This window comes from Kitasatospora misakiensis (assembly GCF_042656005.1).
Taxonomy (GTDB): Bacteria; Actinomycetota; Actinomycetes; order Streptomycetales; family Streptomycetaceae; genus Kitasatospora; species Kitasatospora misakiensis.
On sequence record NZ_JBHSOF010000027.1, the window covers coordinates 93,099 to 108,281 of the forward strand.

The following is a 15,183-nucleotide window of genomic DNA, read 5'->3' on the forward strand; positions in this document are numbered from 1 at the left end:
CCCGCTCACGGATCCACGAGCGCGAACGCCGGCTCCGCGAGCAGCCCCGCCACCTCGGCGGCCTCCGGAAGCCCCAGCCGCCGGAAGATCGCGTACGCCTCCCGGAGCCGCGTACCCGCCTCGGCCCCGCGCCCGAGGTCAGCCAGCGCACAGCCCAGCACCACCAGCGCCTGCGCCTGGTCCCGCTCCGCCCCCAACTCCTCGCAGAGCAGCAGCGCCCGCTCCGCGTGGTCCAGCGCCTCGTCCGCCCGGCCCAGCTCGCGCAGACTGTCCGCCAGCCGGTAGCGCGCGTGCGCGGCCCGGTCCCGCAGACCGGCCGCCACCGACACCGCCAGGCACTCGCCGAACCAGGTCACCGCCTCCTCGTGGCGCCCCAGCGCGTGGTGCGCCAGCCCCAGCACGTACAGCGTGTACGCCCGGCCCGGATCGTCCTGCCTGGTCCGCAACTCGGCCAGCACCTCGTGGCAGATCGTCACCGCCTCGTCCGCCCGGCCGCTGCGCACCCGCGCCAGCGCCGCGTTCACCGTCGTCACCAGCGCGCCCGAGCGGTGCCCCAGCCGGTTGGCCAGCTGCAGCGCCTCGTCGTAGTGGTCCACCGCCTCGTCGTAGCGGCTCAGGAACTGGCAGATCAGCCCGAGGTCGTTGAGCGCCTGCCGCAGGATCACCGAGTCCCCGGCCGTGCGCGCGGCCTCCACCGCCTGCCGGGACGCCGCCTCGGCCGCGTCCAGCCGGGTGGCGGCCAGGGCGACGTTCCCGCGCAGGAAGTGCGCCCGCCCCTCCGCCCGGACGTCCCCGTGCCGGGCGGCGGCCTCGGCCAGCGCGTCGGCGGTGGCGGCGAGCTGACGGCTCGGCGGGGTGAGCACGAACGGGGTGAGGGCGATCAGCAGGTCGGTGGCCGCCCGCAGCGCCGGGCCCTGCCCGGCGGCGGGGTCGGCGGCGACCTGGGCCGCCAGCGCGACGGCGCCCGCCCGCTCGACGGCCGCCCACTCGCGGGCCGCCTCCCGGCCGGTCAGCGGCACCCCGGGGGAGTGCGCCGGGCCGAGCGCGCCGGCGGCCGGATCGCCCGGCACGGCGTGCTGGAACGCGCTGCACGCGGTGGCCAGCAGATGGTCCAGCAGCCGGTCCCGGGCGGTGACGGCCTCCCCGTCATCGCCGTCCCCGGCACCGTGCCCCGCGCCGTCCGGTCCGGCCCCCTGGGCCGGCCGTCGCCGGGCGAACGCCCGCAGCAGGTCGTGGTAGCGGTACCTGCCGGGGAACGGCGACTCCACCATCGCCACGTCCACCAGCGCCTCCAGCAGGTCCTCGGCGTCGTACTCGTCGAGGTCCAGCAGCGCGGCGGCGGCCGGCAGCCCGATGTCCGGCCCGTCCACCGAGGCGACCAGCCGGAACGCCCGGGCCTGGTCGGCGGTCAGCTGGCGGTAGCTCAGTTCGAAGGCCGCCGCCACCGCGAGGTCACCGATCCGCAGCTCGTCGATCCGTCGCCGCTCCACCTGGAGGCGGCGGCTGAGCGTCTCCACCGTCCAGCCCGGCCGGGCGGCCAGCCGGGCGGCCACGATCCGCACCGCCAGCGGCAGGTGCCCGCAGGCCACCACCAGCTCGCGGGCGGCCTCCGGTTCGGCGGCCAGCCGCTCGGCGCCGATCGTGCGGCCGAGCAGGTCCAGCGCCTCGTCCGGCTGGAACACCTCCAGGTCGACCTGGACGGTCGCCGGCAGCCCGGCCGGGCGGGTGCGGCCGGTGGTCAGCACCGCGCAGCCGACCGCCCCGGGCAGCAGCGGCCGGATCTGCGCCGCGTCCTTGGCGTTGTCGAGGACGAGCAGCAGCCGCCGGCCGTCGACCACCGACCGGAACAGCGCGGAGCGCGCGTCCAGGCCGTCCGGCACCGCGTCCGCCGAGACCCCGAGCGCCACCAGGAAGCCGCTCAGCACCGCCTCCGGATCGGCCGGGACGCGGTCCGAACCGCGCAGGTCCACGTACAGCTGGCCGTCGGGGTAGCCGTCCCGGACCTGGTGCGCCACGTGCAGCGCCAGCGCGGTCTTGCCGACCCCGCCCATGCCGACCACGGTCGCGATCACCAGCGCCCGCGGGTGTCCGGCGGCGCCGCCCTCGGTCTCCTCCGGAGCGGCGTCCAGGGCCGTGTGCAGCACCCGGACCGGGGCCGTCCGGCCGGTGAAGTCGGCGGCGTCCGGCGGCAGCTGGGCGGGCCGGGGCGGTGCGCCGCCCGCCCGTGCCGCCCGGTCGGCCGCCTCCGGCCGCTCGGCGGAGCCCTCGGTCGCGCCGTCCCGGCCCGCCGGCGCGCGCCCGGCGGGGTGCGCGGCCCCGCCCGGGGCGGCCGGTCCGTCCGGGGGGCCGGAGGGTCTGCCCGCCGCCGGCCCACCGGTCCCACCGGCGCTCGCCGGCTGCGGCGGCGCCAGCGTCGCGTCCCCCTCCAGGATCCGCCGGTGCAACTGCTCCAGCTCCGCCCCCGGCCCGACCCCCAGCTCGGCGAGGAACAGCTGCCGGACGCCCCGGAACACCGCCAGCGCGTCCGCCTGCCGTCCGGCCTGGTACAGCGCCCGCATCAGCAGCCCGTACGCCCGCTCGTGCAGCGGGTGTTCGGTGGTGAGCGCGGTCAGCTCCGGGATGCACCGCGAGTAGCGGCCGAGCGTGAGGTCCAGCCCGATCCGCTCCTCCAGCAGCGTCAGCCGCAACTCCTCCAGCCGCTGCCGGTGCCGCTCCGCGAACGGCCCCGGGATACCGGCCAGCGGCTCGCCCTGCCAGAGCTCCAGCGCCTGGTTGAGCAGGTCGCGGGCGCGCAAGGGCTCGGCGCGGGCGGTCCGCTCCGCCTCGGCCGCCAGCGCCTCCGCCTGCGCCGTGTCCACCGCGAGCTTCGGCAGGACGAGCCGGTAGCCGTCCCCCATCGACATCAGTACGCTGCCCGCGGCCTTCTCACCGGGGTCGTCCTCCCCGGGCGCCACGGCGTCCAGCACCTTCCGCCACCGCCACGCATAGGTCCGGACGGTGGTCATCGCCGCGCTCGGCGGCTCCTCGCCCCACAGGGCGGCGATCAGATCGGTGGCACTCGCCGAGTGACCGGGCCTCAGAAGCAGTACGGCCAGCATGGCCTGCTGCTGAGGGCTGCCCACTTTGAGCGCCGTCGCGCCGCGGTGGGCCCGCATCAGACCCAGTATGGAAAAACGGAGGTCGCTCATCCTGCCCCCTGCTGCCCCAAGGACAGTGCCCGCCCCGTTCGTGCACGTGTCAGATGATGTGTGAATGGAAAACCTGAAGGTCGCGCCCAGTGTCGAGGCTCTATTGAGCCTGTGGTGACCGGGCGTTGAACCCGACCGGCGAGAATCACCGTGCCGGGGCCCTCCGGAGACGGTCCGGTCCGCGCCCCTCCTTCACCTCCCGCGACCGGGTACCCCCTGTGCCCGGTCGTGATCGCCCCGCCGTCGGCCGTCGGCGGCGGGCGCCATGACCATACCTTCGGAGGCGGACGTCCGTGAACACCGCTCTGCTGTACCACCTGCTCGACGTCGACCCGGCCGACGGGCCGGCCGAACTGCTCCACCGCGCCCGTGGCAGCCGTCACCTGCCCCACCTCGTGCTCTCCGCCCTGGCCCGCGAGGAGGTCCGGATGGGCGAGCCCGCCCGCGCCGAACTCCGCCGCGCCCGCACCCGCGCCGACCGCTACGCCCGCCTCGCCCTCGACCTGGCCCGGTCCACCGGCGTGCGCGCCATCCACGGGCTCCCGCTGGCCGGTTACTACCCCGTCGACCTGCTCCGGCCCCAGCCCTCCCTGGAACTGGTCGCCCCGGGCGAGGCCGCGCTCTGGCAGGCCGTGGTCCGCCTGGTCACCGACCACCCGGTGGAGACCGTCGACGTCACCCTGCTCGGCGACCGCCCGCACCACACCGCCGTCACCGTCCGCTGGCCCGCCGAGGATCCGCTCCTCGACCCCTGGTACCGCGTCCGGCTCAGCACGGCCGCCCTCCCCGGCGACGGCGCCGCCGTGCCGGTCCGCCCGTACCTGGTCGCGGACGACCACGTCGAGTGCCTCATCGCCCTCGCCGAGGCCCGGCTCCACCACCGTCCCGCGCCCGGCCCCGACCCCGTCCAGGGCGCCGAGCCAGGACTCGACCCGCTCACCCTGCTCGACCTCTCCTGTCTCGCCGGCCAGCCCTTCGAACCCGCCGAGACCGCCGCCGTGCTGGCCGCCTACCGGCTCGCCCCCGAGGCCGCCGCCCTGCTCGACCTCGCCGCCCCCCGCCTGCCGCTCGGCACCCTGGCCGCCGTCCGTACCGCCCTCGGCCCCGTACTCGCCCCCGAGCACCGCCGCCGCGCCGAGGCCGCCGCCGCCCCCCGCCTGACCGTCCGGCACGGCACCCTGCTGCGCCGCACGGTCATCCGCCACACCTGGGACGAGGCCCGGCTGCTGCCCCCCGGCGACGCCCGCGACGGCGGCCGGGACGGCTCCGCCCTGCTGCTCACCCCGGTCGCCGACTACCTGCTCACCGCCCCCGCCACCACCCCGACCCCCGCCGACCGCAGCACCGCGCTCGACGCCCTCCACCACTGGGACACCCTCTGCTGACGGCGGACGGCGCCGGTACGCGCCCGCCACCCGGACCCTGACGGATGGTCGGTCCACCGCTCCCGCCCCCGGACGCCCGGGGGGAGGCCCGCCGTTCCGCCCTCGCGCCGGGGCCGCGCGCGCCCTACTGTCGTTTCACGGGCAAGCGGGGACAACCCGAGGGGGAGACCTTGCACATCCACTGCGACCACTGCGGCTTCGAGCGGATCTACACCGGCGCGATGGACCGGAACGGCATGCGGTGCGCGGTCTGCGGGGTCGGCCGCATCCGCGACGGCCGGCCGGTCGGCGGCTTCACCGTCGGGCCCGACTTCCGGCCGGTGCCCCACAACCTCCCGGTGCCGCCCTACCACGCCGCCCGCAGCGGCGACATGGGCGTTCCGGCCGACTTCAGCTACTTCGCGGGCGTCCGGGGCGGGCTGTACCGGCGGTTCGTCCAGCAGCACACCTCGTACGTCGGGAGGTTCACCAACCTCCTGGTGCCGGACTCGGAGCAGTTCGCCTGGCTCACCCCGTACGCCGGGAACGGGCACAACCGGACGCACTTCACCCAGCTGCTGCTCGCCCGGGTCGCCCAGGCCAAGTTCGTCGACAACCGGGGCCGGCTGCCCCGGCTGATCGAGCCGTTCCTCGGATCCGGCCAGGTCTTCCTGAACTCCACCCGCTGGGGCACGGCCTTCACCGACGGCGTCCCGCTGTTCGGCGCGGTCGTCGCCGGCGACCTCAACCACTTCGTCATCGGCTCGTACTGGACGATGCGCCGCCTCGGTGACCGCTTCGTCGACGAGTACCTGAAGCTGGCGGCGGTGTGGGACGCCCATCCGGCCCACAACTTCGAGCAGGTGCTGGAGGACCTCCGGACCGGCCGGGGTGCGCTGCTGGCCACCGAGTCCGCTCCGGCCACGGCCATGCTCTGCTGCTTCAAGTACATCTGGCTGGTCAACCGCTCCGTGCACGGCACGACCCTGAACGCCTCCGGCGGCGTCGTCGCCACCTGGAAGCCGCGGACGGCGGGGGAGCTGGCCGCGCTGCGCGTCCAGGAGGCTGCCCGGCTCGGGGCGGTCCGGGACCAGGCGCGCTCGGTGGTGCTGGACTTCGAGTGCCGGGACTTCCGCCGCACCTGCGAGCTGGCCACCCCGCAGGACGTCGTCTTCCTGGACTGCCCGTCCCCGAAGTTCAGCAACGGCCTGGTGGAGCCTCTCCACCCCGCGCCGGAGACCGTCGGCTCCGAGAGCGCGCACACCTACGGGACGGGCGACGACGGCGCGGAGTTCCAGACGGCCGTGGTCGAGGTCGCACGGGAGCTGGTGAGGGCGGGCGTCACCGTCGTCCTCTGCAACCTCGCCAACCCGGGGCTGGTGGACGCCTACCAGCGGCTGATCGGCAACGACGTGCCGGCCGGGGACCTCAGGCGCCACACCTTCACCTTCCGGTCGCCCGCCACCACCGGCGAGGCGTACCAGCTCACCGTCCTGCCCGGCGCCCGCAACGCGACGGTGACGGCCGTGCCGGGGCGGATCCTCGCCGAGTGGCGGCGCGACGGGGGCGACGACGTGGCGCGCGGCTCGTTCTTCGAGGAGGCCTGAGCCGCGCGGCACCCTCTGGTCGGCCCCGAGTCGCTCATGGACAGGTGTCCAGGTATGCTGGACACCTGTCCATGAATGAAGGAGGCTGCCGTGGGTACGGTCGCGAACGTCCTGGTGGCCCTGGTGGCCGCCCTGCACCTGTACATCCTGGTCCTGGAGATGTTCCTGTGGCAGAAGGGGCCCGGCCGGAAGCTGTCCGGCTTCGATGCCGCGCTCGCCCGCACGACGGCGCCGATGGCCGCCAACCAGGGGCTGTACAACGGCTTCCTCGCCGCCGGGCTGGTCTGGGGCCTGATCGCCGACGGGACGACCGGCTTCCAGGCGCAGGTCTTCTTCCTGAGCTGCGTGGTCGTCGCCGGCGTGTACGGCGCCGTCTCCGCCAACCCCCGCATCCTGCTCGCCCAGGCCACGCCGGGTGCGCTCGCCCTCGGCGCCGTCCTGCTCGCCCGGTGAGCGCCGGCCGCACCCCCGCCGACCGGGCCCCCGCCGACCGGGCCCCCGAGGACCCGCGGGCCGCGCGGACCAGGGCCCGGCTGCGGCAGGCCCTGCTGGAGGAGTGCGCCGAGCACCCGCTGAACGAGATCGCCGTCGCCTCGGTGGTCCGCCGCGCCGGCGTCGGCCGGGCCACCTTCTACGTCCACTACGCCGACCTGGAAGCGCTCGCCGTCGACGCCTGCGCCGACGTGGTGCGGGAGGCGGTCGACGCCCTGCACGCCTGGCGGGGCGTCGCCGACCCGGCCAGCCCGCCGCCCGCCCTCATAGCCTTCCTGACCGAGCTGCTCCCGTACGCCGGCCTCTACCGCTCGCTGCTCACCCCGGGCGGCGGCGGCCCGCTCGGCCAGGTGCTCCACCAGCAGCTGCGCGAACGCAGCCGCACCGAACGCGCCCTGGCCGGCGCGCCGCAACCCGACCTGGTCGCCTCCATGGTGGCCGGGGGGTTCACCGCCCTGCTCGCCGACTGGCTGCACGGCCTGGTCCCGGCCACCCCGGACGTCCTCGCCAGCCGCGTCTGGCGCCTGCTGATCTCCCTGCACCGCACCCCGGACCTCTGAGCACGCCGGTCCTCAGTCGGTGAGCCCCACCTTGCCGCTCCGCCCGGACGCCCACATCGTGTGCTCGCGCGATATCGCCGACTCCGCCTGGTCGACGAACGACCCCCACGCCTCCGCGTCCGCTCCGGCGTCCGTGAGGGAGAGGATGTGCCGGATCTCCCGCGCGGTCAGGCTGTAGGCGGAGGCCTCCGTTTCGAGCCGCTGGGCCTGGGCCCACGCGGTGATCCCCGCGACCCCGGCGCTCACCACCCCGAGCAGGTCGATGGAGAGCACCCGGTACGCCTTCAGCACGCCCGCCACGATCCCGACCAGCTCCCCGAGCAGCGCCAGCCGCCGCCAGACGCGGGACTGCCGGTCCCGGAGCTTGGCCATCCGCGCGTACCAGGCGACCTGCTCGGCGAGGCGGTTGTCCCGGTAGGTCTCGATCCGCGTGCCGCGGTCGGCCGCCCGGCAGCGCTCCATCGCCTCGTTGATGTCGAGTCCGAACGACACGTCGACGACGTCCAGGCCGAGGCTGATCTCCCGCAGGCGGGCGATGAACAGCCGCCGCGCCTCGTCGGCCGGCATGGACTCGGGGAACGGGTCCCCGCACACCGCGTACCGCCAGGCCAGCGTCTTGCACGACTCGGCGGCGGCGCGGCACTCGTACCAGCGCCGCTCGTCGCGCTGCTCGACGATGTAGAGGCGGAGCAGGATCGAGGATATGAAGGCGAGCGCGGCGCCGAAGCCCGCCCAGTCGAGGCCGTCGTCGCTGGTGCTGAGGGTGGCGACCCCGATGGCCGCCGCGAGGAAGAGGAAGAGCAGGTTCAGGCGGAGCTGCCCGAAGTAGCGCCGCTTGGAGCGGATCGACTCGGCGTCGGCGTCCTGGAAGAAGGGCGGCAACTGGTGCCAGGTGAACGCTTCGTGCGGAGGAGTGGTCACGGTGCTCCTCAGGCGGGGTGGGCGGATGATCCGCCACATTAGCGGCGCCGACCGCTCCCGGCAGGGGAAGCCGGGGAATCCCCGGGTCGTAGGCTGGTCGTTCCTGAGGATCTTCGGTGGGAGGCGGGCGACATGACGGAGGATCGGGCCGGGGCGCGGGCGGAGATCGGGGTGATCGGCGGGTCGGGGCTGTACGCGCTGCTCGACGACGTCGTCGAGGTGCCCGTCGACACGCCGTACGGGGCGCCGAGCGACTCGGTGTTCCTCGGCGAGGTGGCCGGCCGGCGGGTGGCGTTCCTGCCCCGGCACGGGCGGGCGCACGCGATACCGCCGCACCGGATCAACTACCGGGCGAACCTCTGGGCGCTGCACGCGCTCGGCGTCCGGCAGGTGCTCGGGCCCTGCGCGGTGGGCGGCTTGCGGCCGGAGTACGGGCCGGGCACCCTGCTCGTCCCGGACCAGTTCGTCGACCGCACCGCCGCCCGGGCGCAGACCTTCTACGACGGCGAGCCGCTGCCCGACGGCTCCGTGCCGGGCGTGGTGCACGCGCCGATGGCGGACCCGTACTGCCCGGCCGGGCGCGCCGCCGTGCTGGGCGCGGCGCGCGGGGCCGGGTGGGAGCCGGTCGACGGCGGGACGCTGGTGGTGATCGAGGGCCCGCGCTTCTCGACCCGCGCGGAGTCCCGCTGGTTCACCGCCAACGGCTGGTCGACGGTCGGCATGACCGGTCACCCGGAGGCCGTGCTCGCCCGCGAACTCGCCCTCTGCTACACCTCGTTGAACCTGGTCACCGATCTGGACGCCGGGGTGGAGAGCGGCGCGGGCGTCACCCACGCCGAGGTGCTGGAGGTGTTCGGCCGCAACGTCGACCGGCTGCGCACCGTGCTGTTCGAGGCGCTGGCGGCCCTCCCGACGGTCCGGGCGTGCCCGTGCCGGCAGGCCCTGGACGGCTTCGCCCCCGGCCTGCCCGGCGTGCCGGGGGAGTGAGCAGAGGGGGCGTACACGCACGCCCCGGCTCACGCCCCGGCGTGCACGTACGCCGCCCACAGATGCGGCCGGTCCGGTAGCCGGTGGCGCAGCTCCCGCACGGTGCGGTGCAGGGCGAGCGCACTCGCCGCCGGGCCGCCGCCGTCCTCGGCGGTGACGTGCCGGTAGAAGTCGCGGGTCACCCGCTCCGCGTACTCGCCGTCGATCTCCCACAGCGTGCCCACCGCCCCGGGGAACCCGGCCAGCAGGAACGCGCTGGTGATGTGGATCGCCTCGTCGCTGAGCCGCTCCGAGCTGCGCGCCGTGCCGCAGGCGGTGAGGAAGGCCAGCCGGGCCGCGTCGGGCCGGGCCCGGCAGATCTCCAGCACGGACAGCCGCTCCCCGCTGGGCAGGTGGAGCCGGGCGCCGGACGGTTCCGCCGGGTCGGTGGCGGCGTGGCAGCCGAAGTGCGCCCACCGGGCCTCGCCCAGCGCGCCGAGCACGGCCGCCCGCGTCGCCGCCGCGCCGATCAGCGGTGCGGGCGCCCCGAGCAGTTCGGCGGCGTGGCGGGCCGCCGCCGCGACTCCGGGCAACTCCTCCTCGGGCACGGCGACCAGCAGGGCGCGGTCGTACGCGCCGACAGTGGCCGGGCCGGCGTCCGCGTGCCACCGGGCGGCCCGGCCGCGCGCGTACGCCAGCGTCTGGAAGCCGGGCACGTAGGAGGAGACCACGGCGTCCAGCGCGGCCCCGCACCCGTCCGTGCCGCAGTCCTGCGGCCCGGTGCACTGGGCGGCGTGCAGCGGCAGGGAGTTGAACGCCCCCGTCGGCACCCACCAGATCCGCGGCCAGGCCGTCCCGTCCTCCGGCACCGGCCCCGCGATGCCCAGGTGGTCCAGCACGGGCCGGACGATCTCGTGCCACGTCCAGGACAGGCACTCCCGGACGATGGCCGCCGCCCGGACCAGCGCCACGGGGCCGGGCCGGGCACCGCCCCGGCCGTTGATCGCGTCGACCGCCTGCCGCAACCGGTCGGCCCGGGTGGTGAGTTCCTCCGTCTCGGCGCCGAGCAGCAGCGCCGTGACCGACCCCTCGGTGACCACGACCGCGTGGCAGTGGCGCCGGCCCTGCTGGAGCAGCACCACCGGCCCCTCGGCGCCCAGGGCGCGCAGGCGCTCGGCGGTGAGCGGACGGAGGAAGTCCTCGAAGCCCGGCAGCCCGCGCACCCGCCCGATGACCTCGTCCAGCGCCCGGGAGGCCTGCAGCGCGTCGAGCCGCGCCCGTTCGGGGAGCGTGCCGGGGGCGGCGCCGGTCTCGGCGGCGAGCAGCGCGGTGAGCCGTTCGAACTCGTCGGCCTGCTCCGGGTGGGCGGCGCGCAGCCCGGTCAGGTCGACCCGCGCCTCGATCCGCCGGGACAGCAGCAGGCCCCGTCCGCGCTCCAGGAGTTCGACGGCCCGGTCGACCTCGGGTCCGGCGAGGGTGGTGCGAGCGGCCTCCAGCTGGGCGAGGAGTCCGTCGGCGAGCGCGGCGGCAACACGGTCGGAGTCAGCGCGGTCGGCGCTGCCGGGGCCGAACCCGGCCTCCGTCAGCTGCCGGAGGGTCGCGAGCCCGGCGAGCGCCAGCAGGATCAGTTCGACGACCGACCGCAGGTCCCCGTCGAAGGAGCTGAGCCCGTGCTCGGCGGACCGCTGGTCGCTGCCCCGGTCGGTGATCTGCGGCAGCAGTTCGACGGCCGCGTCGAGGTGGGTGAGCGCGTCGTCGATCCGCGGCTCGGCGCCCCGCAGGGCGCCCGCGGCGTTCCCGATCTCCTGGTGCGCCCGGATCCAGGGCGGGGCGGTGAACCCGCCGAGCGCGGCGCGGGCGCCCCCGGCGCCGGCACCGAGCAACTCGTCCAGCACCCGCCGGGCCGTGGCCCCGATGGGCGGTCCCGGCACCTCCTCGGCGTTCGACCCCGGGCTCGCGTCCGCCGTCGAGGGCGCGCCCGGCCCCCGGGGTATCGGGAGGCCCAGGACGGTGGCGGCCACCATGGCGACCTCGAACCGCATGAGCTCGACCATGTCCTCCGGAGCCTCCGGCGTCACCTCGTCGACGAGGTGCGCGGCCTCGCGGACGAGGCGCAGCGCCTGCACCCGGTCGTCCCGGTGGATCACCAGGACGCGTTGCGCGATGGTGCGGACGAGCGTGGCGGCGGCGGACAGCCGCCGGGGGTGGCCGGGCGGGCACGCGGCGAAGGTCGCCCGGCAGCGCTCGACGAGTTCCTCGGTGGTGTGCGGGTTCGGCCCGCCGCCGGGGCCCATCGAGTCGAGCAGGTTCAGGTACTCCTCGCCCATGACGTCGAGCCCCAGCTCCCGGACCTGCCGGTCCTCGCCCGCCCCGGCGGCCAGCTCCTTCAGCCGGAGCGCGACCCGTCGGGCCCGGTCGAGTTCGGCCTGGTCGTGGCCGAGTACGTAGTTCTGCAGGGCGCCGTGCAGCTCGGTGTGGGCCGCCATCGCCGCCAGGAAGAGCGCCGAGGGGTAGTCCTCCGTCCCTTCGGATCCGCCGGCTTCGTCCGCCGCCGCCTCCCGGGCGGCCGCCTCGGCGAGGACCGCCGCCGCCTCGCGGGCGGCCACCGGGTCGAGCCGCAGCGTGGAGATCAGCGTCAGCGTCCGGGCGAGGGCCTGGTCGGTCCCCGGGTGGCGGTCGGGCGCGTTCGTCCGGGCGTAGCGCAGCAGTTCCACGATCTCGTCCGAGGTGGACAGGTCGCGCGAGGCCGCGGCGCGGGCGGCCAGGGCGGAGCCGAGGGCCGCCGACAGGTTGCCCCGCTCAGCGGTCTCGTCCTCGGTGAGTTCGCCCATCATCTCCCGGATGACCTCGATGTCGTGGTCCAGGGAGTCCGGGTTGTCGAGCCGGACTTCGGTCATCCGCGAGAACAGGGCGGCGAGCCGGGCGACTTCCGGGTCCGCGATGCTGCCGTCCGGTTCGCCGGCCGCGGCGGCGAGTGCGGCGAGCGGCAGCGCGGCGTCGTAGCGGCGCGCGGTGAGCAGGCCGGTCACGGGGAGTCCGGGCGGTGCGGCGGCCGTCGCCGCCTCGGTCAGCGCCTCGGCCTCGGCGTCCAGCGCGGCGGCCCGCTCGGGTTCCCGGGCCGCTCGGAGCTCGTCGGCCCGGGTGCCGACGAGGGCGGCGAGGAGGGCGTGGTGGGTCCAGCGGAGCGGATCGTCCGCGGGCGCGGCGGCGAGGGCGGCGCGGAACCGTTCGATCCGCTCGTCGGCGGCCGGGCCGTCGACCGTCTCGCCGAGCGAGGTGGTGACGGCGAGGACTTCCAGCTCGATCCGCGGCGGCGCCCCGCTCCGGTCGTTCGCCCGCCGGAGGGCCTCGACCGTCGCACCGAGCGCCTGCTCCGTCGGCTCCCCGGCCTCGCTTCCTCCGTCCGCTGCTCCCAGGCCCGCCGCCTCGCGCACGGCCGCGGCCTCCCGCGCCGCGTCCTCGTCCCCGCTCTCCCGGGCGAGCGACTCCAGGGCCTCCGCGAGGGCCCCGGCGGCGAAGCCGTACGCCGGATGCCCGGCCGGCGTGGCGTCGACGGCGGCCCGCAACCGCCGTACGGCGCAGGCGATCCGGCCCGCGTCGTGCTCCGCCGCCCCGGCCTCGGCGATGGTCGTCCCCATCATGAGGTCGAACTGCCCGGGCCAGGCGGTGGCCCGCTCCCGCAGCTCGCGCACCTGGGCCAGGGCCGTCGACGCCTCGGGCGGGAGGAGCCCCGCCGGGGCGGCGGCGATCAGCCGCGCGGCCTCGTCGAGCGGCGGTTCGCCGAGCAGCCGGGTCGCGTCGAGCACGGTGCCGAGCGCGAACGCGGCCGTCTCCGCCCCGGCCTCGTCGAGCGCGTCCGGCGGCAGCGCGGCCACGGCCTCCGCCACCGCCGCCCCGTGCCGGGCCGCGGCGGCCAGCGCGTCCGGATCGCCGGTCAGCCCGAACCGGATCATCTCCAGCCCCAGGGCCTGCGCGTGGACGTCGACGTCCCCCGCGTGCTCCGGCGGCAGCAGCCGCCGGGCGAGGCCGGACCAGCCGAGCGCGCGCTCCAGCGCGGCGAGCCGCTCCGCCTCCCCGGTCTCCGGCGCCTGGACCGGCGCGCCGTGGGCGTCGGCGGCCAGGAACGCGAAGCGGGCGTCGAGCAGCGGGTCGGCGGGGTCGAAGGCGGCGACGAGCGGGTCCGGGAACACCACGTGCTCGGGCGCTCGCGGGTACAGGAATCCGAAGGTCATGCCGATGACGCTGGTGTTCATGGCGGCCTCGGGGTCCTCGGGCCCGGTGTGCCGCAGCCAGAACGTCCAGAACACCGCGTGCACCGCGTCCAGGTCGACGGGCCCCTCCGGTTCCGGGGTGGCCGCGCGCAGGAGCGCGAACGCCTCCTCCACCGCCTCCGCGGCCCGCAGCGGCTCCGCGCTCCGCGCGTTTCCGGCCGCCGTCACCCGTGCCACGACCCGTTCGTGAAGCTCGCTCACCCGGTCAACGTAACCTGACGTATCGTCTGCCTTCAGGTTTTTCACAGAATCCAAGGGATCACGGAACCGGGGACCATGGAACCGGGGATCACGGAATCCGGACGATCACGAATCCGGGGGAGGGGCGGGCCGGTGGGCAACGACGCCAAGCACCAGCAGGTGTTCGAGGACGCCGTCGAGTACCTGTGCCGCAACGCCGAGGCACTGCGCGAACTCGTCGGCCCGGCCCGTTGGGACGCGCCCTTCGCCGCCGTACGCGACACCGAACCGTCCACCGACGGCTGGCGCGCCGCCGTCCGGGCGCTGCACGAGGCGGCCGAGGAGGCCGGGATCCCCGGCGGCATCGGCCTGCGCGTCACCCTGGGCGTCTTCGGCGGCTGGCCGGCCGGGCCGCCGCCCCGCGCGGTCGGGCGGGTCTGCCCCACCGGGCGCTGCGCCCGCGTCGACCTGCCGGACGACCCGGCGCCCGCCGACGGATCCGACCAGGTCTGCGCGCTGACCGGCGGCCCGCTGCGCCAGGTGGACTGAGCCGACCGTGGGCCTGCTCCTCGAACTCCAGAAACGCATCCCCGACGGCTGGTTCCTGCGCCGGCTGCTCCCGGCCGCGCTGCTCGTGGTGGTCGCCGTGCTCGGCGGCGGCCAACTCGGCTGGGCGCACTGGTCCGACCTCGGCCTCGCCCGGACCCGGATCGCGGGCGCCCTGCGGCTCGGCGAGGGCGTCACCTCCGACGGCGCCGCGGTGCTCGTCCTGCTCGCCGCGGCGGCCTGCGCCCTCGCGCTGGCCGTGCCGTTCGCCGCGGGCGCGGTCGGTACGCTGGCCGCCGGCGCCTGGCCCTGGTGGCTGACCCCGCTCGGCCGGCGCCTGACCGACCGCCGGCGGCGCCGCTGGGCACCGCCCGACGAACTGGCCCGCCGGGCCGTCCGGGCCCGCGCCGCAGGCCGGGAGACCCGCGCCGCCCGCCTGGACGCGCTCCGCGCCCGCTCCACCGCCGTCGCGCCCACCGGACCGACCTGGTCCGGCGACCGCCTGCGCGCCACCGAGCGGCACCTGCGCGAGACGACGGGGGCGGACGTCGCCGAGTCCTGGACCGGCGTGCTCCTGACCGCCCCCGACGCCGCCCGCGAGGCGCTGACCGCCGCCCGCGACGGCTACGACGCGGCCTGCGAGGCCCTGGTCTGGAGCGCGGCCTTCACCCTGGTCGGCGCCTGGTGGTGGCCCTCGGCCCTCGCCGGCGCCCTCCTCGGCCTGGCCTCCTGGCGCTCCCTGCGCGCCTCCGTCGAAACCCTCTGCCGCACCACCGAAGCCGTCGCCACCTTCCCACCCGCCGCTGCCCCCTGAGGGCCCGCTCAGCTGTCCAGCAGCTCAGGATCCCGGGGTCGTCGCCACCCAGCCCTGGAGGGTCGGCAGCACCGTCTCCGCGATCCGGCGCAGGGCCGTGTCGTCCTCCGTCGTGGCGTCCCGGCGCCAGAACGAGACGTCGAACGAACCACCGCTCCCGTCGGGCCCCTTGGCCACGACGATGTGGTGGCTGTAGCCGCCGGGCCCCGGGGCGCCGGTGACGCTGTTGGCGAATGTGACTGATCGGCTGCATTGAGTGACGCCGGTCTTCGAG

General features: G+C 76.4%; 10 protein-coding genes and 1 pseudogene. 7 read left to right on the top strand and 4 right to left on the bottom strand.

Annotated features, from left to right (window positions below; genetic code table 11):
• Nucleotides 1–5: 5 nt before the first annotated feature.
• Nucleotides 6–3,155 (bottom strand): AfsR/SARP family transcriptional regulator, encoded by a 3,150-nt coding sequence (locus tag ACFP3U_RS20915; protein WP_380227120.1) that lies wholly within the window; start codon nt 3,153–3,155, stop codon nt 6–8.
• A gap of 326 nt (nt 3,156–3,481) precedes the next feature.
• Between ACFP3U_RS20915 and ACFP3U_RS20920 the strand changes: the two genes are divergently transcribed.
• The 4 genes from ACFP3U_RS20920 to ACFP3U_RS20935 all read left to right on the top strand — a co-directional run bounded on the left by ACFP3U_RS20920 (nt 3,482) and on the right by ACFP3U_RS20935 (nt 7,211).
• Nucleotides 3,482–4,573: a hypothetical protein gene (locus ACFP3U_RS20920; protein WP_380227121.1), complete on the top strand. Its 1,092-nt coding sequence runs from the start codon at nt 3,482–3,484 to the stop codon at nt 4,571–4,573.
• A gap of 170 nt (nt 4,574–4,743) precedes the next feature.
• Complete coding sequence (locus ACFP3U_RS20925) at nt 4,744–6,159, top strand: DNA adenine methylase (RefSeq protein WP_380227122.1); 1,416 nt, start codon at nt 4,744–4,746, stop codon at nt 6,157–6,159.
• 90 nt (nt 6,160–6,249) lie between these two features.
• The gene (locus tag ACFP3U_RS20930; protein WP_380227123.1) at nt 6,250–6,612 is read left to right on the top strand and encodes a DUF1304 domain-containing protein; all 363 of its coding nucleotides are present in this window, start codon (nt 6,250–6,252) and stop codon (nt 6,610–6,612) included.
• On the top strand, nt 6,609–7,211 hold the full coding sequence (locus ACFP3U_RS20935; RefSeq protein WP_380227124.1) for a TetR/AcrR family transcriptional regulator: 603 nt from the start codon (nt 6,609–6,611) through the stop codon (nt 7,209–7,211). The genes ACFP3U_RS20930 and ACFP3U_RS20935 overlap by 4 nt, the downstream gene beginning before the upstream one ends.
• A 12-nt stretch (nt 7,212–7,223) precedes the next feature.
• Here ACFP3U_RS20935 and ACFP3U_RS20940 read toward each other — a convergent pair whose 3' ends face one another.
• Nucleotides 7,224–8,132, bottom strand: coding sequence for a DUF4231 domain-containing protein (locus tag ACFP3U_RS20940; RefSeq protein WP_380227125.1), 909 nt, complete (start codon nt 8,130–8,132; stop codon nt 7,224–7,226).
• Nucleotides 8,133–8,264: 132 nt separating this feature from the next.
• On the opposite strand from ACFP3U_RS20940, the gene ACFP3U_RS20945 reads away from it, so the two are divergent.
• Nucleotides 8,265–9,119 carry an S-methyl-5'-thioadenosine phosphorylase gene (locus tag ACFP3U_RS20945; RefSeq protein ID WP_380227126.1) on the top strand — a complete coding sequence of 285 codons (855 nt, stop codon included), beginning with the start codon at nt 8,265–8,267 and terminating at the stop codon, nt 9,117–9,119.
• A gap of 29 nt (nt 9,120–9,148) precedes the next feature.
• Here ACFP3U_RS20945 and ACFP3U_RS20950 read toward each other — a convergent pair whose 3' ends face one another.
• A complete protein-coding gene (locus ACFP3U_RS20950; RefSeq protein ID WP_380227127.1) occupies nt 9,149–13,570 on the bottom strand; it encodes a CHAT domain-containing protein in 4,422 nt (1,473 codons plus the stop codon).
• A gap of 132 nt (nt 13,571–13,702) precedes the next feature.
• Here ACFP3U_RS20950 and ACFP3U_RS20955 point away from each other — a divergent pair, with 132 nt between their 5' ends.
• A complete protein-coding gene (locus tag ACFP3U_RS20955) occupies nt 13,703–14,098 on the top strand; it encodes a hypothetical protein (protein ID WP_380227128.1) in 396 nt (131 codons plus the stop codon).
• A gap of 7 nt (nt 14,099–14,105) precedes the next feature.
• Complete coding sequence (locus ACFP3U_RS20960; protein ID WP_380227129.1) at nt 14,106–14,909, top strand: hypothetical protein; 804 nt, start codon at nt 14,106–14,108, stop codon at nt 14,907–14,909.
• 24 nt (nt 14,910–14,933) lie between these two features.
• Here ACFP3U_RS20960 and ACFP3U_RS20965 read toward each other — a convergent pair.
• Nucleotides 14,934–15,183, bottom strand: a pseudogene (locus tag ACFP3U_RS20965) (hypothetical protein); the annotation flags it as partial.

Coding starts and splice junctions, on each gene's coding strand:
- ACFP3U_RS20915 (WP_380227120.1), bottom strand. CDS start 3,155: ATGCGGGCCCACCGCGGCGCGACGGCGCTCAAAGTGGGCAGCCCTCAG.
- ACFP3U_RS20945 (WP_380227126.1), top strand. CDS start 8,265: ATGACGGAGGATCGGGCCGGGGCGCGGGCGGAGATCGGGGTGATCGGC.